The organism is Streptomyces sp. NPDC043996 (assembly GCF_056435225.1).
Map to the genome: position 1 here is coordinate 120,367 of NZ_JBWKEY010000009.1, position 19,970 is coordinate 140,336.

Genomic DNA, 19,970 nt, shown 5'->3' on the forward strand with positions numbered 1-19,970 from the left:
CCGAGGGCGGACCAGTTCAGCGTACGTCGCCCGCGCCCAAGGTCTCACCCGGGGCGATCCGCACGCCGCGCGCCCAGTCGGCGGCCGCCATCGGCTTCTTGCCCTGCGCCTGCACCCACAGAAGCTCCACGGCGTACGAGCCCGTGCCGACGTACAGGTTCTTCTTGCCGACGGACAGCTCGCCCGGGGCGAGGTCGGTGCGGTCGGGCACCGGCACGGCCTGGACCAGCTTCAGGCGCTCGCCGCGGAAGACGGTCCACGCGCCGGGCGCGGGCGTGCAGCCGCGCACGACGCGGTCCACGCGGAGCGCCGGGGCCGCCCAGTCCACGCGCGCGTCCTCGACCGTGATCTTCGGGGCGAGGCTGACGCCGTCGGCGGGCTGCGGCACGGCGGTGAGCGCGCCGTCCTCGATGCCGTCCATCGTCGCCGCGAGCAGCCCGGAGCCCGCGAGCGCGAGCCGCGTGAGCAGGTCGCCGCTGGTGTCGGTGGCCCGGATCTCCTCGGTGACCGTGCCGTAGACGGGGCCCGAGTCCAGGCCCTGCTCGATCAGGAAGGTGGAGGCACCGGTGATCTCGTCCCCGGCCATGATCGAGTGCTGCACGGGGGCCGCGCCGCGCCACGCGGGCAGCAGCGAGAAGTGCAGGTTGACCCAGCCGTGGGCCGGGATGTCCAGGGCCACCTTGGGCAGCAGCGCGCCATAGGCGACCACCGGGCAGCAGTCCGGCGCGATCTCCCGCAGCCGCTCCAGGAACGCCTCGTCCCGGGGCTTCGCGGGCTTGAGCACCTCGATCCCGGCCTCCTCCGCGCGCTCGGCCACCGGGCTCGCGACCAGCCTGCGGCCCCGGCCCGCGGGGGCGTCGGGACGCGTGACGACGGCGGCCACCTCGTGCCGGCCGGAAGCGATCAGGGCGTCCAGGGCGGGGACGGCGACCTCGGGGGTGCCTGCGAAGACCAGCTTCACTGGGTGCTACCTCGGTTCTCTCGGGGGCGGCGACGCACCAGTCTATGGGGCCAGGGCCCTGACCTCCCCCGGGCCTTGGCCAGGCCCTCGCGGGGCCAGCGCCGGGCCGTCGCCAGGCATTCTCCGGGCGCGCGACCGGCACGCCACCGGCACGCGGCGGACACACGGCGAGCACGTCGAGGAAGAAGCTCGGGGGCGTACGCACCCCCGCGCGCCCTGCGCATATGCGGATACGCCCTGGGACCGTGACCCCTTACGACGTAGCGCGTTGGTCAAGAAAAGGTTGACCAGAACGGGCCGCCCACGCGGCCCGCTCCTCATTCCCGCAGTTCCCGCAGCACCCGTACTCCTCATAGTTCCCGCAGTACCCGCAGCTCCCCGTCGCTCTTGACGCTCCTGACCCTTCCTTCCCTCCTCCACCCCTCCTCCACCCCTCCTCCACTCCCCCGTCCCCGCACCGCCTCACCCCCTCCCCAGCCCTCCCCACCCCTCCCCGACTACTCCGATCCCGATCCCTCAACGCCGGTTCGAGAGGCTTGTTCATGGCCGACCACGCAACCCACGACGCCCAGGCACGGGCCAGCCTGCACCTGCTGGTGCGGGACATCGAGCGGGTCCGCCGGCAGGTGGACGCACTGCGCACCCTCACCGCCCAGCTCGGCAACGTCTACCGCCCGCGCCGCTCCAGCCCCTCCGCGGGCTTCGTCGTGTACGGACGGGCACCCGCTCCGACCGTCCGCCTCGCCCAGGAACTGCGGGACAGCGTCGAGACGCTGGTGACCGCCGCCGTCGACTTCGACCGCTCACTGGGCTTCTCGTGGGACGCGGTGGGCTCCGCGCTCGGCGTCACCAAGCAGGCGGTCCACCGCCGCTACGGCGCCCGCAGGACCACGGCCCAGACCCCCGCCGCGACCGCCGAAACGGACCGCGCCACCGAGCCGACCGCCACCACCCGCACGGTCCCCGTGGGCGCCCCCCTCCCCTCGGTCCCCGCGGCCCGCACCATGCCGACCCAGCCGACAGCGGGCAGCCCCGGCCTCCGCGACGACGTCCGGCCCGGCGCCTTCCCCGGCCCGCGCAACGGCTGACCCGGCGAGTGCCCCCTGGCCCGCAGAGGGCAGGGGGCACTCGTGCGTCGAGGACGGGAGGCACTCGTGCGCCACACGGACGAGCACGCCCACCCGCCGCCTCAGCCGACGTCAGGCGATGTCAGCTGACGTCGGCCCATGTCAGCTGACGTCAGCCGATGTCCGCCGGGTCGATCCGCACCCGCACCCCCTGAGCCGCCCCCACCCCCCGCGCCATCCGCGCTGCCTGCGCCGTCTTCAGGGCCCGGGCCAGGGCCGCGCCGCTGCCGGGGCGGACGCGCACAAGGACCCGCTCCCAGTGCTCGCCGGGCGGCACGTCGCCCGCGCGGCGCGGACGGCCCGGGTCCGCGGCGGGCACCGGCACCGGGCCAAGGACCTCGGCGTCCGCGGGCAGCTCGGTCTGGCCCAGGAACTCGGCGAGCGCCTCCGGCGCACCCGTGACGGACGCCATCCGGGACACCGGCGGGAACCCGAGCTCCGCCCGCTCCGACAGCTCCCGGACGGCGTGGCCCACCGGATCCCACCGCACCAGCGCCTGCACCGGGCGCAGCGTCGGCTCCGCGACCACCACCACCGTGCCGCCCGCGCCCTGGTCACGGACCAGGGCCGCCGCCCCGATCCACCGCCGCAGCGCGTCCTCACCCGCCCGCAGATCAGGGCGCCCGAGCATGGCCCAGCCGTCAAGCAGCAGCGCCGCGGCATAACCGCCCTCCGCCACCGGCTCCGCCCCCGGCGTACTGACCACCAGGGCGGGCGCGCCCCCCACCGTGTCCAGGACCTGCTCGCGCCCGGACGTGCGCACCGGCACCGCCGGAAACGCCCGCCCCAGCTCCTCGGCGGTCCGCCGCGCCCCCACGACCCGCGCGCGCAGCCGGAAGCCGCCGCACTCCTGACAGTGCCAGGCGGCCTCGTCACGCCCGCACCAGCCGCACACCAGGGCACCGGCGTCCCGGGCCTCCAGCGGCCCCGCGCAGTGCCGGCACCGGGCGGGCTCCCGGCACCGCTCACAGGCGAGCCGGGGCACATACCCGCGCCGGGGCACCTGCACGAGCACCGGGCCGTGCTTCAGCCCCTCGCGGGCGACCCGCCAGGCCAGGGTCGGCAGGCGGGCGGCGCGGGCCGCCTCGTCCCGCGCGAGATCGCCATCGCCCACCGTGCGCACCAGCGCGGCGGCGGCCCGCACCTGCTCCCGGTCGGCACCGACGGGCACCGCCCAGCCGCTCTCCACGAGCTGCGCGGCCTCCACCGTGCAGCTCCAACTACCCAGCAAAAAGGCGCACTTGTCGCGCGAGGCCCGCAGTTCGAGCACTTCGCGGACGTGCGGGAAGGGGGCGTTGTCGTCGGCGTGGCTGGCGTCGCCGTCGTCCCAGACCACGACCAGCCCAAGGTTCCTGACCGGCGCGAACATCGCGGCCCTGGTCCCCACCACCGCCCGCACCGCGCCACGCCGCACGGCGAGCCACTCCCGGTACCGCCGCTCCTGCCCGGCGTCGGCGGTCAGCAGGGCGTGCTGCCCCTCGCCGAGCAGGGCGCGCAGGGCGGCGTCCACGCGCGCGGCCGGACGCCCGGCGGGGACGACGACGAGGGCGCCGCGCCCCGAGGCGAGCGTCGCCGCCACGGCACGGGCGATCTCCTCGGCCCACAGCGGCCCCGGCAGCGCGGTCCACACGGCCCGCGGGGACGCGCCCGCCGCCAGCGCGCCGATGAACTCGGCGCCCCGCGCATACCGCCGCCACGTCCCCGCGTCCGGCGCCGGGGGCGGCGCGGGGGCGGGCGGCGAAGGCCGCGACTCGGCCCGCCCGTGCCGGGGCGGCACGGCCAGCTGCAGCACGTCCGCGAGGCTGCCCGCGTACCGGTCCGCCACGGCGCGGGCGAGCCCGAGCAGCTCCGGGTCGAGCACCGGCTCCGGCGAGACGACCTGGGCGAGCGCGGCCAGCGGGCCGCTGTAGTCCGACTCGGCGACGCGCTCGACCAGGAACCCGTCGATCAGGCCGCCGCCCTCGCGCCGCCCGCCCCGCACCGTGCGCGCCCCGGCCCCGAACCGCACCCGCACCCGCACGCCCGGCTGGGCCTGCGCGTCCAGCTCCCGCGGCACCGCGTAGTCGAAGTACCGGTCGAGGTGCAGCACGCCCTTGTCCACGACGACCCGCGCCACCGGCAGCTCCTCGGCAAGCGCGGCCCCCCGCCACGTACGCGGCTTGGCCTTGGGCTCCTTCGCCTTCCGCACGCTCTCCCTGATGAGCGCGAGCTGCTCGTGCTCCGCCCCGCCACCCGGCCCGGCCCCCTCGTTCTCGCTGCTCACAGCAGCATTCCTACCAGACGGGTCAGACACTCCACCCGCACGGGACGTGCCCCTGGACGCACCGAGGCCCGGCGCCCCCTCCAGGGACACCGGGCCTCGGTGGCGAAGCGTGGGGCAGGCCGGTTACAGGCCGGCCGCCTTGCGCAGGGCCTCGACGCGGTCCGTCCGCTCCCAGGTGAAGTCCGGCAGCGCGCGGCCGAAGTGGCCGTACGCGGCGGTCTGGGAGTAGATCGGGCGGAGCAGGTCGAGGTCGCGGATGATCGCGGCCGGGCGGAGGTCGAAGACCTGGGCGATGGCCGTCTCGATCTTGTCCGTGTCGACGGTGTTGGTGCCGAAGGTCTCCACGAACAGACCGACCGGCTCGGCCTTGCCGATGGCGTAGGCGACCTGGACCTCGCAGCGCGAGGCGAGGCCCGCGGCGACCACGTTCTTGGCGACCCAGCGCATCGCGTACGCGGCGGAGCGGTCGACCTTGGACGGGTCCTTGCCGGAGAAGGCGCCGCCGCCGTGGCGGGCCATGCCGCCGTACGTGTCGATGATGATCTTGCGGCCGGTCAGTCCGGCGTCGCCCATCGGGCCGCCGATCTCGAAGCGGCCTGTGGGGTTGACCAGGAGGCGGTAGCCCTCGGTCTCCAGCTTGATGCCGTCGTCGAGGAGGGCCTTCAGCTCCGGCTCCACGACGAACTCGCGGATGTCCGGGGCGAGCAGGGACTCCAGGTCGATGTCCGACGCGTGCTGCGAGGAGACGACGACCGTGTCGAGGCGGACGGCCTTGTCGCCGTCGTACTCGATGGTGACCTGGGTCTTGCCGTCCGGGCGGAGGTAGGGGATGGTGCCGTTCTTGCGGACCTCGGACAGGCGGCGCGAGAGGCGGTGCGCGAGGTGGATCGGGAGCGGCATGAGCTCCGGGGTCTCGTCGCAGGCGTAGCCGAACATCAGGCCCTGGTCGCCCGCGCCCTGCTTGTCGAGCTCGTCCTCATCACCCTCGACACGGCTCTCGTACGCCGTGTCGACGCCCTGCGCGATGTCAGGGGACTGCGCGCCGATGGACACCGAGACGCCGCAGGAGGCGCCGTCGAAGCCCTTCTTCGAGGAGTCGTAGCCGATCTCGAGGATCTTCTCGCGCACCAGCTGCGCGATCGGCGCGTACGCCTTGGTCGTGACCTCACCGGCGACGTGCACGAGGCCGGTCGTGATGAGCGTTTCGACGGCGACCCGGGACGTCGGGTCCTCGCGCAGAAGCGCGTCGAGAATGGTGTCGCTGATCTGGTCAGCGATCTTGTCGGGGTGACCCTCGGTCACGGACTCCGAGGTGAAGAGACGGCGGGACACATCGCTCCCTGTGGTTGCAGCGGCTGCTGGCTGATCATTGGCGGACGGGCCGAGAGCTGCGCTCGACGTCGTCCGAGACCAGTTTATCGGTCACACTCGGCCGCGCGGTCACGTGTCTCGCCACATGGGAGGCCTGTGACCTGCGGCACTGCATTGTGCGATACGACGATCACTCTCCACCAGAGGGCCCTGGGCCCGATTTCGACGGGTTTGGGGCGTCCGGCGAGGTGAACGTCGCCGTTCAGACTAGTTCAGCGACCACCCGGTTCCGGCCCGTTTGCTTCAACGTTCCGTCCGTCTTTGCCGCGCCGCTGTCGCGCCGCGGTCGCGGCGCCGCGGCGGCCCCGCGTGTCCTGCGGCCAGGACGGCCGCGTTCCGAATGAAGGACTCCCTGTTCCAGATGACGGACGCCTCCGTTCCGGATAGTGGACGGCCCCGTTCCTGATCAGGAACGGGGCCGGGAAGGGCTCATCGGGGCCGCGCCGAGGTGTCCACATGCCGGACATGCGGCAGACGCATGCCGGGCGCGGGGGGGGGCGTCAGCCCAGGCGGGGCACCACCAGGTCCCAGACCGTGTCCGCGAGGTCGTCCTTCGGGCCGTAGGGCACGGGGGTCTCGCTGCCGTCGGAGCCGAGCACCACGGCCTCGTTGCGCTCGGAGCCGAAGGTCTTGCGCTCGCCGACCTCGTTCACGACGAGGAGGTCGCAGCCCTTGCGGGCGAGCTTGGCGCGGCCGTTGGCCAGCACGTCGTCCGTCTCGGCCGCGAAGCCCACGACCACCTGGCCCGCGCGCGGGCGCGTCCCCGCGACCTCGGCCAGGATGTCGGGGTTGCGGACGAGGGCGATGGGCGCGGGCTCCTCGCCGTCCTTCTTCTTGATCTTCCCGGCCGCGTACACGGCCGGGCGGAAGTCGGCCACGGCGGCCGCCATCACCACGGCGTCGGCGTCCGCGGCCGCCTTCAGGACGGCCTCGCGCAGCTGGACGGCGGTGCCCACCGGCACGATGTCGACGCCCGCCGGGTCCGGCAGCGCGGTGTTCGCCGCGATGAGCGTGACGCGGGCGCCGCGCGCGGCGGCGCTGCGGGCGAGCGCGTAGCCCTGCTTGCCGGAGGAGCGGTTGCCGAGGAAGCGCACGGGGTCGAGGGGCTCGCGGGTGCCGCCCGCGCTGACGACGACGTGGCGCCCGGCCAGGTCCTGGGCGGCGCGCTCGCCGCGCGCGAGGACGCGGCGGACGACCTCGAAGAGCTCCGTGGGCTCCGGGAAGCGGCCCTTGCCGGTGTCGACGCCGGTGAGGCGGCCGACGGCGGGCTCGACCACGAGGGCGCCCCGGCGGCGCAGGGTGGCGACGTTCTCCTGGGTGGCCGGGTGCTCCCACATCTCCGTGTGCATGGCCGGGGCGAAGACGACCGGGCAGCGGGCGGTGAGGAGCGTGTTCGTCAGGAGGTCGTCGGCCAGGCCGTGGGCGGCCTTGGCGAGGATGTCGGCGGTGGCGGGCGCCACGATCACGAGGTCGGCGCCCTGGCCGATGCGCACGTGGGGCACCTCGTGGACGTCGGACCAGACCTCGGTGGAGACGGGGTGGCCGGACAGCGCGGACCAGGTGGCGGCGCCGACGAAGTGCAGCGCCGACTCCGTCGGCACGACGCGGACGTCGTGGCCGGATTCCGTCAGCCGCCGCAGCAGCTCGCACGCCTTGTAGGCGGCGATTCCGCCACTGACCCCCAGAACGACCTTCGGCTTGTCCACCGTGCCTCCCCGCACTCCGTTGTGTGCGCGCTGTCGCGCGCGCAGGACTCCATGACACACCACAGGCCCGGCAGCTGCTCTGCCGGGCCTGTGGTGAACGTATGACGTGCTTACTGCGCCGGGCCCTCGATGGCCTCGGACGTCAGCAGGCCCGCGTTGATCTCGCGGAGCGCGATCGACAGCGGCTTCTCGTGCACGTGGGTGTCCACGAGCGGGCCGACGTACTCAAGAAGGCCCTCGCCGAGCTGCGAGTAGTACGCGTTGATCTGACGGGCGCGCTTGGCGGCGTAGATCACGAGGCTGTACTTCGAGTCGGTGGCCTCGAGCAGCTCATCAATCGGCGGGTTGATGATGCCCTCGGGCGCGGTGATGGAAGAGGACACTCTCTGCCTTCCGAAGGGGGTGAAGAAAGGGGTGAAGATCAAACAACTTTCATCAAGGCTAGCAGCTCGCGCGCTACGTCCTCGACCGAGGTGTTGACCAGGGTGGTGTCGAATTCGGGCTCGGCGGCCAGCTCCACGCGCGCGGCCTTGAGCCTGCGCTCGATGACCTCGGCGGCCTCGGTGCCCCGCCCGGTGAGGCGGCGCACCAGCTCGTCCCAGCTCGGCGGGGCCAGGAAGACCAGCTGGGCGTCGGACATCGACTCGCGGACCTGTCGCGCGCCCTGGAGGTCGATCTCCAGGAGGACGGGCTCGCCCGCCTCCAGGCGCTCCATGACCGCGCGGCGGGGCGTCCCGTACCGGTTGCCCGCGAATTCCGCCCACTCCAGGAGCTCGCCATTGGCGATGAGCTTGTCCATCTCCTCGTCCGAGACGAAGAAATAGTGCACACCGTGGCGCTCGCCGGGGCGCGGCTTGCGGGTCGTCGCCGAGACCGAGAGCCAGACCTCGGGGTGTTCCTTGCGCATATGGGCGACGACCGTGCTCTTACCGACCCCGGAGGGGCCGGAGAGCACGGTCAGCCGCGGACGTTCACTCATGCAGCGATTATCCAGGATCTCAGGGGTGCCCGAGACCAGGTCCGCGCGACGGCCGGGGCCGTCAGGCGCCGCTGCCGCCGAACTCGCGCTCCAGGGACGCGATCTGGTTGGAGCCGAGCCCGCGGACGCGGCGGCTCTCGGAGATGCCGAGGCGCTCCATGATCTGCTTGGCGCGGACCTTACCCACGCCGGGCAGGGACTCCAGGAGGGCGGAGACCTTCATCTTGCCGATGACGTCGTTCTCCTGGCCCTGCTTGATGACCTCGTGAAGGGAGGCGCCGGAGTGCTTGAGTCGATTCTTGACCTCGGCCCGCTCCCGGCGAGCCGCGGCGGCCTTTTCGAGCGCGGCTGCGCGCTGTTCAGGGGTAAGGGGCGGAAGAGCCACGCCTACGTCACCTCGAAGATCGAACTGTCGGATACGGACCGGTGAGGAACCTAGTCGCCCCACACCAGGGGAGCAACGTGCAACGCGCTTGCCCGTTGGCTCTCGTCGGAGACTAGCGGCCATGGCCGCTGGAGTCAGCGAGAACAAGCGAAAAGTCCTGGTCAGCCTCCGTTGAGCCGGGCATATAGGGCAATTCACCCCTGTTTTGGCCGGGTGTCGCGTAAGCAACGCATCAGTTCTGCGGCCCGATGCCCTCGGTGCGGGACTTGCGCGAGGTCGCGCGCGGTGCCGAAGCACACATGCAACCGCCCCGGCACCGGCTCTCCGGTACCGGGGCGGACACGGCGGGTCCGAGGGCGGCGCGCTACCCGCCGACCGCCTCCCGCACCTCGTCGGCGAAGCGCGCCGCGGCCGCCCGCAGCGCGGCGGCGTCGGGCCCCGCCTTGAGCACCGCGCGGCTCACGTTCGGCACCACGTTGCGCACGGCGGTGCCGAAGACGCGGGGCAGGTCGGCGGGCGTCGCGCCCTGCGCCCCGATGCCCGGCGCGAGCAGCGGGCCGTTGATGTCGAGGGCGAAGGAGGACAGGTCGCCGAGCGTGGCGCCGACCACCGCGCCGAAGGAGCCCATGGGCGCGGCGTCGGCGTTCTCGCGCGCCAGGTGGGCGAGCATGGTGGCGCCGATGGTGGCGCCGCCGTCGGCGCGGACGGCGCGCTGCACCTCGGCGCCCTCCGGGTTGGACGTCAGGGCAAGCACGAAGAGCCCGGCGCCGCTCTGGCGGGCCAGTTCCACGGCGGGGCGCAGGGACTCGTAGCCAAGGTACGGCGAGACCGTTAGGGCGTCCGAGAACAGGGGCGCGTCCGGGTGCAGGAAGGCCTCCGCGTACGCGGCCATGGTGGAGCCGATGTCACCGCGCTTGGCGTCCATGACGACGAGCCCGCCCGCCTGCCGCAGGTCGGCGACGGCCCGCTCCAGGACGGCGACGCCGCGCGAGCCGAAGCGCTCGAAGAACGCCGCCTGCGGCTTGAAGACGGCGACCTGGTCGGCGAGGGCGTCGACGACGGTGCGGGTGAAGGCCTCCAGGCCCTTGATGTCGTCGTTCAGGCCCCACGCCGACAGGAGAGCGGCGTGCGGGTCGATGCCCACGCAGAGCGGGCCTCGGGTGTCCATGGCGTGGCGCAGGCGCGCGCCGAACGGTTCCGGGGTGCTCATGCGGCGGGAGCCTTTCGGGTGTCGGCGCCGATCGCTTCGGCGAGCGTGGCGTAGGGGGAGGTGGCGAGCCGGGCGGCGAGCCCCTTGTGGATCGCGCGCTGCCAGAACGGGCCTTCGTAGATGAACGCGCTGTAGCCCTGCACCAGCGTGGCGCCCGCGAGGATGCGCTGCCAGGCGTCCTCGGCGTTCTCGACGCCGCCGACGCCCACCAGGGTGATCCGGTCGCCCACGCGCGCGTAGAGGCGGCGCAGGACCTCCAGGGAGCGCTCCTTCAGGGGCGCGCCGGAAAGGCCGCCGGTCTCCTTGACGAGCTCGGGGTCGGAGGCGAGCCCGAGGCCCTCGCGCGCGATGGTGGTGTTCGTGGCGATGATGCCGTCCAGGCCGAGCTCCACGGCGAGGTCGGCGACCGCGTCGACGTCGGCGTCGGCCAGGTCGGGGGCGATCTTCACGAGCAGCGGGACGCGGCGGCCCTCGACGCTGCGGTCGGCGGCCTCGCGCACGGCCGTGAGCAGCGGCCGCAGCGACTCGGTGGCCTGGAGGTTGCGCAGACCGGGCGTGTTCGGCGAGGACACGTTCACGACGAGGTAGTCGGCGTGGCGGGCCAGGCGCTCGGTGGACTTCACGTAGTCGGCGACGGCGTCGGCCTCCGGCACGGCCTTGGTCTTGCCGATGTTGACGCCGACGACGGTCCTGAAGACCTCGTCGCGGGCCGCGAGGCGCTCGGCGACGGCCGCCGAGCCATCGTTGTTGAAGCCCATGCGGTTGATCAGGGCCCGGTCCTCGACGAGGCGGAACAGGCGCTTCTTGGGGTTGCCGGGCTGCGGTTCGCCGGTGACGGTGCCGATCTCGACGTGGTCGAAGCCGAGCATGGCCATGCCGTCGACCGCGGCGGCGTTCTTGTCGAACCCGGCGGCGAGCCCGAAGGGTCCGTGCATGCGCAGGCCGAGGGCCTCGGTGCGCAGCTCCTTGTGGCGGGGGGCGAGGGCGGCGGCGACGAAGGTGCGCAGGACCGGGATCCGCGCGATGAGGCGGATCCAGCCGAAGGCGAGGTGGTGGGCGCGCTCGGGGTCCATGCGCCTGAAGACGAGCCGGAAGAAGAATGCGTACATGCTGGTGTCCTCATGAGGAGGGGGACACCGTTTCCGGTGTCCCCCTCGTGGGCTGTCTAGTCGCGGGCCGCGGTCAGGTGCTGTGCGTGTTCCTGGAGCGAGCGGACGCCCACTCCCCCGTGGTGGAGCGCGTCGATGCCCTGGACGGCGGCGGCGAGGCCCTGGACCGTCGTCAGGCAGGGCACGGAGCGGGCGACGGCCGCGGTGCGGATGTCGTAGCCGTCGAGGCGGCCGCCGGTGCCGTACGGGGTGTTGACGATGAGGTCGACCTGGCCGTCGTGGATCAGCTGGACGATGGTCTTCTCACCGTTCGGGCCCTCGCCCTCGGACTGCTTGCGCACGACCGTGGCGTTGATGCCGTTGCGCTTGAGCACCTCGGCCGTGCCGGAGGTGGCGAGCAGCTCGAAGCCGTGCGCGACGAGCTCGCGCGCCGGGAAGATCATCGAGCGCTTGTCGCGGTTGGCGACGGAGATGAACGCGCGGCCCTTGGTCGGCAGCGGCCCGTAGGCGCCCGCCTGCGACTTGGCGTACGCCGTGCCGAAGACGGAGTCGATGCCCATGACCTCGCCGGTGGAGCGCATCTCCGGGCCGAGCACGGTGTCGACGCCGCGGCCCTGGATGTCGCGGAAGCGCGACCAGGGCATGACGGCCTCCTTGACGGAGATCGGCGCGTCGAGCGGCAGCTCGCCGCCGTCGCCGACCGCCGGGAGCAGCCCCTCCGCGCGCAGCTCGGCGATGGTCGAGCCGAGCGAGATCCGGGCGGCGGCCTTGGCCAGCGGCACCGCGGTCGCCTTCGAGGTGAAGGGGACGGTGCGCGAGGCGCGCGGGTTGGCCTCAAGGACGTACAGGATGTCCCCGGCCATCGCGAACTGGATGTTGATCAGGCCGCGCACGCCGACGCCCTTGGCGATGGCCTCCGTGGAGGTGCGCAGGCGCTTGATGTCGTGGCCGCCGAGCGTGATCGGGGGCAGCGCGCACGCCGAGTCGCCGGAGTGGATGCCGGCCTCCTCGATGTGCTCCATGACGCCGCCCAGGTACAGCTCGTGGCCGTCGTAGAGCGCGTCCACGTCGATCTCGATGGCGTCGTCGAGGAAGCGGTCGACGAGGACCGGGCGGTCGGCGCTGATCTCGGTGGACTCGGCGATGTACGACTGGAGGCGGGCCTCCTCGTACACGATCTCCATGCCGCGGCCGCCGAGGACGTACGAGGGCCGTACGAGGACGGGGTAGCCGATCTCGTCGGCGATGGCCTTGGCCTCGGCGAAGGTGGTGGCGGTGCCGTGCTTGGGCGCGGGCAGGCCGGCCTCGTCGAGCACGCGGCCGAAGGCGCCGCGGTCCTCGGCGGCGTGGATGGCCTCCGGCGAGGTGCCGACGACAGGCACGCCGTTGTCCTTCAGAGCCTGGGAGAGGCCGAGCGGGGTCTGGCCGCCGAGCTGGACGACGACGCCCGCGACCGGGCCCGCGAGGGACTCGGCGTGCACGATCTCCAGGACGTCCTCCAGGGTGAGCGGCTCGAAGTAGAGCCGGTCGGAGGTGTCGTAGTCGGTGGAGACGGTCTCCGGGTTGCAGTTGACCATGACGGTCTCGTAGCCCGCGTCGCTGAGCGCGAACGACGCATGGACGCACGAGTAGTCAAATTCGATGCCCTGGCCAATACGGTTGGGTCCCGAGCCCAGAATGATCACCGCGGGCTTCTCGCGCGGCGCGACCTCGGTCTCCTCGTCGTAGGAGGAGTAGAAGTACGGCGTCTTCGCGGCGAACTCGGCGGCGCAGGTGTCGACCGTCTTGTAGACGGGACGGACGCCGAGCGCGTGCCGCACCTCGCGGACCACGTCCTCGCGCAGGCCGCGGATCTCGGCGATCTGCGCGTCGGAGAAGCCGTGCCGCTTGGCCTCGGCGAGCAGCTCCGGGGTGAGGTCGGCGGCCTCGGTCAGCTCGTCGGCGATCTCCTTGATCAGGAAGAGCTGGTCGACGAACCACGGGTCGATCTTCGTGGCGTCGAAGACCTCCTGCGGGGTCGCGCCCGCGCGGATGGCCTGCATGACGGTGTTGATGCGCCCGTCGGTGGGCCGCACGGCCGCGCGCAGGAGCGTGTACTTGTCACCGGGCTTGCCGGTGAAGGAGAACTGGCTGCCCTTCTTCTCCAGGGAGCGCAGCGCCTTCTGCAGGGCCTCGGTGAAGTTGCGGCCGATGGCCATGGCCTCACCGACCGACTTCATGGTCGTGGTCAGCGTGGAGTCCGCCTGCGGGAACTTCTCGAACGCGAAGCGCGGGGCCTTGACGACGACATAGTCGAGGGTCGGCTCGAACGAGGCCGGGGTCTTCTCGGTGATGTCGTTGGGGATCTCATCGAGGGTGTAGCCCACGGCCAGCTTCGCGGCGATCTTGGCGATCGGGAAGCCGGTGGCCTTCGACGCGAGCGCGGAGGACCGCGAGACGCGCGGGTTCATCTCGATGACGATGACGCGGCCGTCGACCGGGTTCACCGCGAACTGGATGTTGCAGCCGCCGGTGTCGACGCCGACCTCACGGATGATCGCGATGCCGACGTCCCGCAGGATCTGGTACTCGCGGTCGGTGAGCGTCATCGAGGGCGCCACCGTGATGGAGTCGCCGGTGTGCACGCCCATCGGGTCGAAGTTCTCGATGGAGCACACGACCACGACGTTGTCGTGCTTGTCGCGCATCAGCTCCAGCTCGTACTCCTTCCAGCCGAGGATGGACTCCTCCAGGAGCACCTCGGTGGTCGGCGAGAGCGTGAGGCCCTGGCCCGCGATGCGGCGCAGCTCGTCCTCGTTGTGCGCGAAGCCGGAGCCCGCGCCGCCCATGGTGAAGGACGGGCGGACGACGACCGGGTAGCCGCCGAGCTCGTCGACGCCCTTGAGGACGTCGTCCATGGAGTGGCAGATCACCGAGCGCGCGGACTCGCCGTGGCCGATCTTGGCGTTGACGGCCTCGACGACGCCCTTGAACAGGTCGCGGTCCTCGCCCTTGTTGATGGCCTCGACGTTGGCGCCGATCAGTTCGACGCCGTACTTCTCCAGGACGCCCTGCTCGTGCATGGAGATGGCCGTGTTGAGGGCCGTCTGACCGCCGAGGGTGGGCAGGAGCGCGTCGGGGCGCTCCTTGGCGATGATCTTCTCGACGAACTCCGGGGTGATCGGCTCGACGTACGTGGCGTCGGCGATCTCCGGGTCGGTCATGATCGTCGCGGGGTTCGAGTTGACGAGGATGACGCGCAGGCCTTCGGCCTTGAGGACGCGGCACGCCTGGGTGCCGGAGTAGTCGAACTCCGCGGCCTGGCCGATGACGATCGGGCCTGAGCCGATGACCAGGACGGACTGGATATCGGTGCGCTTAGGCACGCTGGCCCTCCATCAGGGTGGTGAAGCGGTCGAAGAGGTACGCGGCGTCGTGCGGGCCGGCGGCCGCCTCGGGGTGGTACTGGACGCTGAACGCGGGCTGGTCGAGGAGCTGGAGGCCCTCGACGACCTGGTCGTTGAGGCACACGTGGGAGACCTCGGCGCGGCCGTAGGGGGTGTCGGAGACGCGGTCGAGCGGCGCGTCGACGGCGAAGCCGTGGTTGTGCGCGGTGACCTCGACCTTGCCCGTGGTGCGGTCCTGCACCGGCTGGTTGATGCCGCGGTGGCCGTACTTCAGCTTGTACGTGCCGAAGCCGAGCGCGCGGCCGAGGATCTGGTTGCCGAAGCAGATGCCGAACAGCGGCGTCTTGCGCTTGAGGACCTCCTGCATGACGGCGACGGGGCCGTCGGCGGTCGCCGGGTCACCGGGGCCGTTGGAGAAGAACACGCCGTCCGGGTTGACCGCGTACACGTCCTCGGCGGTGGCGGTGGCGGGAAGGACGTACACCTCGATGCCGCGCTCGGCCATGCGGTGCGGGGTCATGCCCTTGATGCCGAGGTCCACGGCGGCCACGGTGAACTTCTTCTCACCGATCGCCGGGACGACGTACGCCTCCTTGGTGGCGACCTCGGCGGACAGGTTCGCGCCCTTCATCTGCGGCTGCGCCCGCACCTTGGCGAGCAGCTCGGCGTCGGCGGCGACCGCGTCACCGGAGAAGACGCCGACGCGCATCGCGCCGCGCTCGCGCAGGTGGCGGGTCAGGGCGCGGGTGTCGACGCCGCTGATGCCGACGACGCCCTGGCTCCCCAGCTCCTCGTCGAGGGAGCGCCGGGAGCGCCAGTTGGAGGGCGTCCGGGCGGGGTCTCGGACCACGTAGCCCGCGACCCAGATGCGCGCCGACTCGGGGTCCTCGTCGTTGACGCCCGTGTTCCCGACGTGCGGGGCGGTCATCACCACGACCTGGCGGTGGTACGACGGGTCGGTGAGGGTCTCCTGGTAGCCGGTCATGCCGGTGGAGAAGACGGCTTCGCCGAAGGTCTCCCCCACCGCTCCGTAGGCGCGGCCGCGGAAGACGCGGCCGTCCTCCAGGACGAGTACGGCGGGAGGCGCCACCTTCCTCTGCGAGGCGGTCTCCTGGCTGGAGGTGGTCATCGTGCGCCTTCCGTTTCCGTCGTGCTGTTGATCATTTTGTTCAGGGTGTCGACCCATTCGGCCTGCTCGGCGGCGTGGTCGGAGCGGAAGCCGGAGTCGATCAGCTTCTCGCCGTGCGCCCAGGTGACGATCAGCAGACCGCCCTCGGCGAGGACCTTGCCCGCGATGCCCTTGTCGAGCCGGGCCTCGCGCAGGGCCGCCTTCGGGACGAAGAAGTCCCGCGCTCCGGGGCGTACGACGTCCAGGCCCGCGTCGCTGAGGGTGAGCTCCACGCGGCTGCGGGTGCCGAGGCCGTGCGCCACGATGCGGTCCAGCCACTGGCCCGCGGTGGTCGAGCCGTGGTAGCGGCCGGTCAGCTCAAGTCTCGTCGCACCGGGGTCGGACGGCGCGCTGGGGAGCTCCGGCAGGTCGCCCTGGAGCGTGCCGCGCCACTTCCAGCCCTCGCGCATCAGCCAGTAGACGAGCGCGATGAAGAGCAGGAGGCCGACGACCCAGCCGGCGCGCGCGGCCCAGTCGGTGACCTGCGCCGACTTCTCCTCCGCTGCGAGCGGGGTCAGGGCGGGGTGGGCGAGGAGGTGTGTAGCAGTCACTGAAGCTTCCCGTCGACGAGCGTGGCCCGGCCCCGGAGCCACGTGTGCGTGACGCGTCCCGGCAGCTCACGACCCTCATACGGGGTGTTGCGGCTCCGGGAGGCGAAGCCCGCGGGGTCCACCGCTCCACGGTATGCCGGATCGACGAGGGTGAGGTTCGCGGGCTCGCCGGGCGCGACGGGGCGGCCCTGGCCCGCGGCCTGCCCGATCTCGGCGGGCTTGACCGACATCCGCTCGGCGACCCCGGCCCAGGTGAGCAGGCCGGTGTCGACCATCGTGTGCTGGACGACGGACAGGGCGGTCTCCAGGCCCACCATGCCCATGGCGGCCGCGGCCCACTCGCAGTCCTTGTCCTCGTGCGGGTGCGGGGCGTGGTCGGTGGCGACGATGTCGATGGTGCCGTCGGCGAGGGCCTCGCGCAGGGCCATGACGTCGGCCTCCGTGCGCAGCGGCGGGTTGACCTTGTAGACCGGGTTGTAGGAGCGCACCAGCTCGTCGGTGAGGAGCAGGTGGTGCGGGGTGACCTCGGCGGTCACGTCGATGCCGCGGGACTTGGCCCAGCGGACGATCTCGACGGACCCGGCCGTGGACAGGTGGCAGATGTGCACCCGCGAACCGACGTGCTCGGCGAGAAGCACGTCCCTGGCGATGATCGACTCCTCGGCGACGGCGGGCCAGCCGCCGAGGCCGAGCTCGGCGGAGACGACGCCCTCGTTCATCTGGGCGCCCTCGGTGAGCCGCGGCTCCTGGGCGTGCTGGGCGACGACGCCGCCGAACGCCTTCACGTACTCCAGGGCGCGCCGCATGATCACGGCGTCGTCGACGCACTTGCCGTCGTCGGAGAAGACCGTGACGCCGGCCGCCGACTCGTGCATGGCGCCGAGCTCGGCGAGCTTCTTACCCTCGAGGCCGACGGTGACGGCGCCGATGGGCTGCACGTCGCAGTAGCCGGACTCCTTGCCGAGCCGGTAGACCTGCTCGACGACGCCCGCGGTGTCGGCCACCGGGAAGGTGTTGGCCATCGCGAACACGGTGGTGTAGCCGCCGCTGGCGGCCGCGCGGGTGCCGGTGAGGACGGTCTCGGAGTCCTCGCGGCCGGGCTCGCGCAGATGGGTGTGCAGGTCGACCAGGCCGGGCAGCAGCACCTTGCCGTCGGCCTCGACGACGGTGGCGCCCTCGGCGCTCAGGCCCGCGCCCACGGCCTCGATGACCGCGCCGTCGATGAGGACGTCCTGCGGCTCGCCGCCGAGCACCTTCGCACCGCGGATCAGGATCTTGCTCATGTGTTACTTCTCCTCGGTACGAGAGTGGGTGACGGCGGGCTCGTTGCCGCCCAGAAGCAGGTAGAGGACGGCCATGCGGATGGAGACGCCGTTGGCGACCTGCTCGATCACCGTGCAGCGGTCGGAGTCGGCGACCTCGGCGGTGATCTCCATGCCGCGGACCATCGGTCCGGGGTGCATCACGATGGCGTGCTCGGGCATCTTCGCCATGCGCTCGCCGTCGAGGCCGTAGCGGCGGGAGTACTCGCGCTCGGTGGGGAAGAACGCGGCGTTCATGCGCTCGCGCTGCACCCGCAGCATCATCACGGCATCGGACTTCGGCAGGGTGGAGTCCAGGTCGTAGCTCACCTCGCACGGCCAGTTCTCGACGCCGACCGGGATCAGCGTGGGCGGCGCGACCAGCGTGACCTCGGCGCCCAGGGTGTGCAGCAGGTCGACGTTGGAGCGGGCGACGCGGCTGTGCAGGACGTCGCCGACGACCGTGACGCGCTTGCCGTCCAGGCCCTGGCCGAGGCCCGCGTCGGGGCCGGTCAGGCGGCGGCGCATGGTGAACGCGTCGAGCAGGGCCTGCGTCGGGTGCTGGTGGGTGCCGTCACCGGCGTTGATGACGGGGGCGTCGATCCAGCCGGAGGTGGCGAGCCGGTAGGGGGCGCCGGAGGCGCCGTGCCGGATGACGACGGCGTCGACGCCCATGGCCTCAAGGGTCTGGGCGGTGTCCTTCAGGGACTCGCCCTTGGAGACGCTCGATCCCTTGGCGGCGAAGTTGATGACGTCCGCCGACAGGCGCTTCTCGGCGGCCTCGAAGGAGATCCGGGTGCGGGTCGAGTCCTCGAAGAAGAGGTTGCAGACCGTGCGGCCGCGCAGCGCGGGCAGCTTCTTGATCGGCCGGTCCGCGACGCGGGCCATCTCCTCCGCGGTGTCGAGGATCAGGACGGCTTCGTCGCGGGTGAGGTCGGCGGCCGAGATGAGGTGTCGCATCATCTGGTGGGCTCCGTAGGGGATTTCAGGTGTGCGGGGCCTGGGCCGGTCCCGAAGCGGGCAGGCGGGGGCGCGGCGCGCACGGACGCGCGTCGGCCCGCGCACGGACCTGAGGGGCCGGAGGGGGCAGTCGTACGAGGGGAGCCAGCGTCAGCCGGCCGTGGGCTCCGGCTTGGCACCGAGCAGCACGGCGTCGCGGCCGTCCTCCTCGGCGAGCTGGACCTTGACCGTCTCCCGCAGCGACGTGGGGAGGTTCTTGCCGACGTAGTCGGCGCGGATCGGCAGTTCCCGGTGGCCGCGGTCGACGAGGACGGCGAGCTGCACCGCGCGCGGGCGCCCGATGTCGTTCAGGGCGTCGAGGGCGGCGCGGATGGTGCGGCCCGAGAAGAGCACGTCGTCGACGAGGACGACCAGGCGGCCGTCGATGCCGTCACCGGGGATCTCGGTGCGGGCGAGCGCGCGCGGCGGGTGCATGCGCAGGTCGTCGCGGTACATCGTGATGTCGAGGGAGCCGACGGGGATCTTGCGCCCGGTGATCTCCTCGAGCTTGGCGCCTAGGCGCTGGCCGAGGAAGACGCCGCGGGTCGGAATGCCGAGCAGAACGACGTCGTCGGCGCCCTTGGCGCGCTCCACGATTTCGTGGGCGATACGGGTCAACACCCGTGCGATGTCCGGGCCTTCGAGAACGGGCCGCGGCACACCGGAGGCATGCGTGTCCATGTAAACGGACCTCCTTCTCCGCCTCACGGGACGGACTTTAAAGGACGTCTAATTTGCGCCATCTGGCGCCTACAGCGTCATTCACGGTACCAGCAACGGCAACGTGGCTCTTCGCCTCCCCCTCGGAAGGGGCCCTCGGACCCATTCGGCTTGACGCAGCCAAGTAACGCTGCGTAACCTCACAGTGAGTCACCAGCCGCGCGGCGGAGCCGCACGTTGTCACAGCGTCCGGGGAGCTATATGTCCAGCGAATACGCCAAACAGCTCGGGGCCAAGCTCCGCGCCATCCGTACCCAGCAGGGCCTTTCCCTCCACGGCGTCGAGGAGAAGTCCCAGGGGCGCTGGAAGGCGGTCGTGGTCGGGTCGTACGAGCGCGGCGACCGCGCCGTGACCGTGCAGCGCCTCGCCGAGCTGGCGGACTTCTACGGCGTTCCGGTGCAGGAACTGCTTCCGGGCACCCCGCCCGGCGGCGCCGCCGAGCCGCCGCCCAAGCTGGTCCTGGACCTGGAGCGCCTCGCGCACGTCCCGGCCGAGAAGGCGGGCCCGCTGCAGCGTTACGCGGCCACGATCCAGTCCCAGCGCGGCGACTACAACGGCAAGGTGCTCTCGATCCGCCAGGACGACCTGCGCACCCTCGCCGTGATCTACGACCAGTCGCCCTCGGTGCTGACCGAGCAGCTGATCAGCTGGGGCGTCCTGGACGCCGACGCGCGGCGTGCGGTCGCCCACGAAGAGGTCTGATCCCGTCTGGGGACCTTTCCGCAGAAACGTGC

17 protein-coding genes are annotated in these 19,970 nt (G+C 72.2%); 2 read left to right on the forward strand and 15 right to left on the reverse strand.

Annotated elements, in window-relative coordinates; translation table 11 throughout:
- Positions 1 to 16: 16 nt before the first annotated feature.
- Entirely contained in the window at positions 17 to 961 is a 945-nt protein-coding gene (gene fmt, locus AC07A4_RS23725; protein ID WP_478601944.1) for a methionyl-tRNA formyltransferase, read from the reverse strand.
- A gap of 542 nt (positions 962 to 1,503) precedes the next feature.
- Between fmt and AC07A4_RS23730 the strand changes: the two genes are divergently transcribed.
- Complete coding sequence (locus tag AC07A4_RS23730; protein WP_478601947.1) at positions 1,504 to 2,049, forward strand: hypothetical protein; 546 nt, start codon at positions 1,504 to 1,506, stop codon at positions 2,047 to 2,049.
- A 151-nt stretch (positions 2,050 to 2,200) separates the two neighbouring features.
- Here AC07A4_RS23730 and AC07A4_RS23735 read toward each other — a convergent pair whose 3' ends face one another.
- The 14 genes from AC07A4_RS23735 to pyrR all read right to left on the reverse strand — a co-directional run bounded on the left by AC07A4_RS23735 (position 2,201) and on the right by pyrR (position 19,197).
- Positions 2,201 to 4,351, reverse strand: a complete 2,151-nt coding sequence (locus AC07A4_RS23735; RefSeq protein WP_478601948.1) for a primosomal protein N' — start codon at positions 4,349 to 4,351, stop codon at positions 2,201 to 2,203.
- Positions 4,352 to 4,474: 123 nt separating this feature from the next.
- Entirely contained in the window at positions 4,475 to 5,683 is a 1,209-nt protein-coding gene (gene metK, locus AC07A4_RS23740) for a methionine adenosyltransferase (protein WP_478601950.1), read from the reverse strand.
- A gap of 539 nt (positions 5,684 to 6,222) precedes the next feature.
- Positions 6,223 to 7,428, reverse strand: a complete 1,206-nt coding sequence (gene coaBC / locus AC07A4_RS23745; protein ID WP_478601951.1) for a bifunctional phosphopantothenoylcysteine decarboxylase/phosphopantothenate--cysteine ligase CoaBC — start codon at positions 7,426 to 7,428, stop codon at positions 6,223 to 6,225.
- A 110-nt stretch (positions 7,429 to 7,538) separates the two neighbouring features.
- Positions 7,539 to 7,811, reverse strand: coding sequence for a DNA-directed RNA polymerase subunit omega (gene rpoZ, locus AC07A4_RS23750; protein WP_005319902.1), 273 nt, complete (start codon positions 7,809 to 7,811; stop codon positions 7,539 to 7,541).
- 38 nt (positions 7,812 to 7,849) lie between these two features.
- On the reverse strand, positions 7,850 to 8,407 hold the full coding sequence (gmk, locus tag AC07A4_RS23755; RefSeq protein WP_478601955.1) for a guanylate kinase: 558 nt from the start codon (positions 8,405 to 8,407) through the stop codon (positions 7,850 to 7,852).
- Between the two features lie 61 nt (positions 8,408 to 8,468).
- Positions 8,469 to 8,792, reverse strand: coding sequence for an integration host factor (locus AC07A4_RS23760; RefSeq protein ID WP_016638838.1), 324 nt, complete (start codon positions 8,790 to 8,792; stop codon positions 8,469 to 8,471).
- Positions 8,793 to 9,156: 364 nt separating this feature from the next.
- Positions 9,157 to 10,002 (reverse strand): orotidine-5'-phosphate decarboxylase, encoded by an 846-nt coding sequence (gene pyrF, locus AC07A4_RS23765; protein ID WP_478601957.1) that lies wholly within the window; start codon positions 10,000 to 10,002, stop codon positions 9,157 to 9,159.
- Positions 9,999 to 11,111, reverse strand: coding sequence for a quinone-dependent dihydroorotate dehydrogenase (locus AC07A4_RS23770; RefSeq protein WP_478601959.1), 1,113 nt, complete (start codon positions 11,109 to 11,111; stop codon positions 9,999 to 10,001). Before AC07A4_RS23770 ends, pyrF begins: the two co-directional genes overlap by 4 nt.
- 56 nt (positions 11,112 to 11,167) lie before the next feature.
- Positions 11,168 to 14,476 (reverse strand): carbamoyl-phosphate synthase large subunit, encoded by a 3,309-nt coding sequence (carB, locus tag AC07A4_RS23775; protein ID WP_478601961.1) that lies wholly within the window; start codon positions 14,474 to 14,476, stop codon positions 11,168 to 11,170.
- On the reverse strand, positions 14,469 to 15,626 hold the full coding sequence (gene carA, locus AC07A4_RS23780) for a glutamine-hydrolyzing carbamoyl-phosphate synthase small subunit (RefSeq protein ID WP_478601962.1): 1,158 nt from the start codon (positions 15,624 to 15,626) through the stop codon (positions 14,469 to 14,471). The genes carB and carA overlap by 8 nt, the downstream gene beginning before the upstream one ends.
- Entirely contained in the window at positions 15,623 to 16,216 is a 594-nt protein-coding gene (locus AC07A4_RS23785) for a PH-like domain-containing protein (protein ID WP_478601964.1), read from the reverse strand. Before AC07A4_RS23785 ends, carA begins: the two co-directional genes overlap by 4 nt.
- Positions 16,213 to 17,499 carry a dihydroorotase gene (locus AC07A4_RS23790; protein WP_478601966.1) on the reverse strand — a complete coding sequence of 429 codons (1,287 nt, stop codon included), beginning with the start codon at positions 17,497 to 17,499 and terminating at the stop codon, positions 16,213 to 16,215. The genes AC07A4_RS23785 and AC07A4_RS23790 overlap by 4 nt, the downstream gene beginning before the upstream one ends.
- A 3-nt stretch (positions 17,500 to 17,502) precedes the next feature.
- Positions 17,503 to 18,480, reverse strand: a complete 978-nt coding sequence (locus AC07A4_RS23795) for an aspartate carbamoyltransferase catalytic subunit (protein WP_478601968.1) — start codon at positions 18,478 to 18,480, stop codon at positions 17,503 to 17,505.
- A 147-nt stretch (positions 18,481 to 18,627) separates the two neighbouring features.
- Entirely contained in the window at positions 18,628 to 19,197 is a 570-nt protein-coding gene (gene pyrR, locus AC07A4_RS23800; protein WP_478601970.1) for a bifunctional pyr operon transcriptional regulator/uracil phosphoribosyltransferase PyrR, read from the reverse strand.
- Between the two features lie 240 nt (positions 19,198 to 19,437).
- On the opposite strand from pyrR, the gene bldD reads away from it, so the two are divergent.
- Complete coding sequence (bldD, locus tag AC07A4_RS23805) at positions 19,438 to 19,938, forward strand: transcriptional regulator BldD (RefSeq protein WP_016638847.1); 501 nt, start codon at positions 19,438 to 19,440, stop codon at positions 19,936 to 19,938.
- Positions 19,939 to 19,970 lie beyond the last annotated feature (32 nt).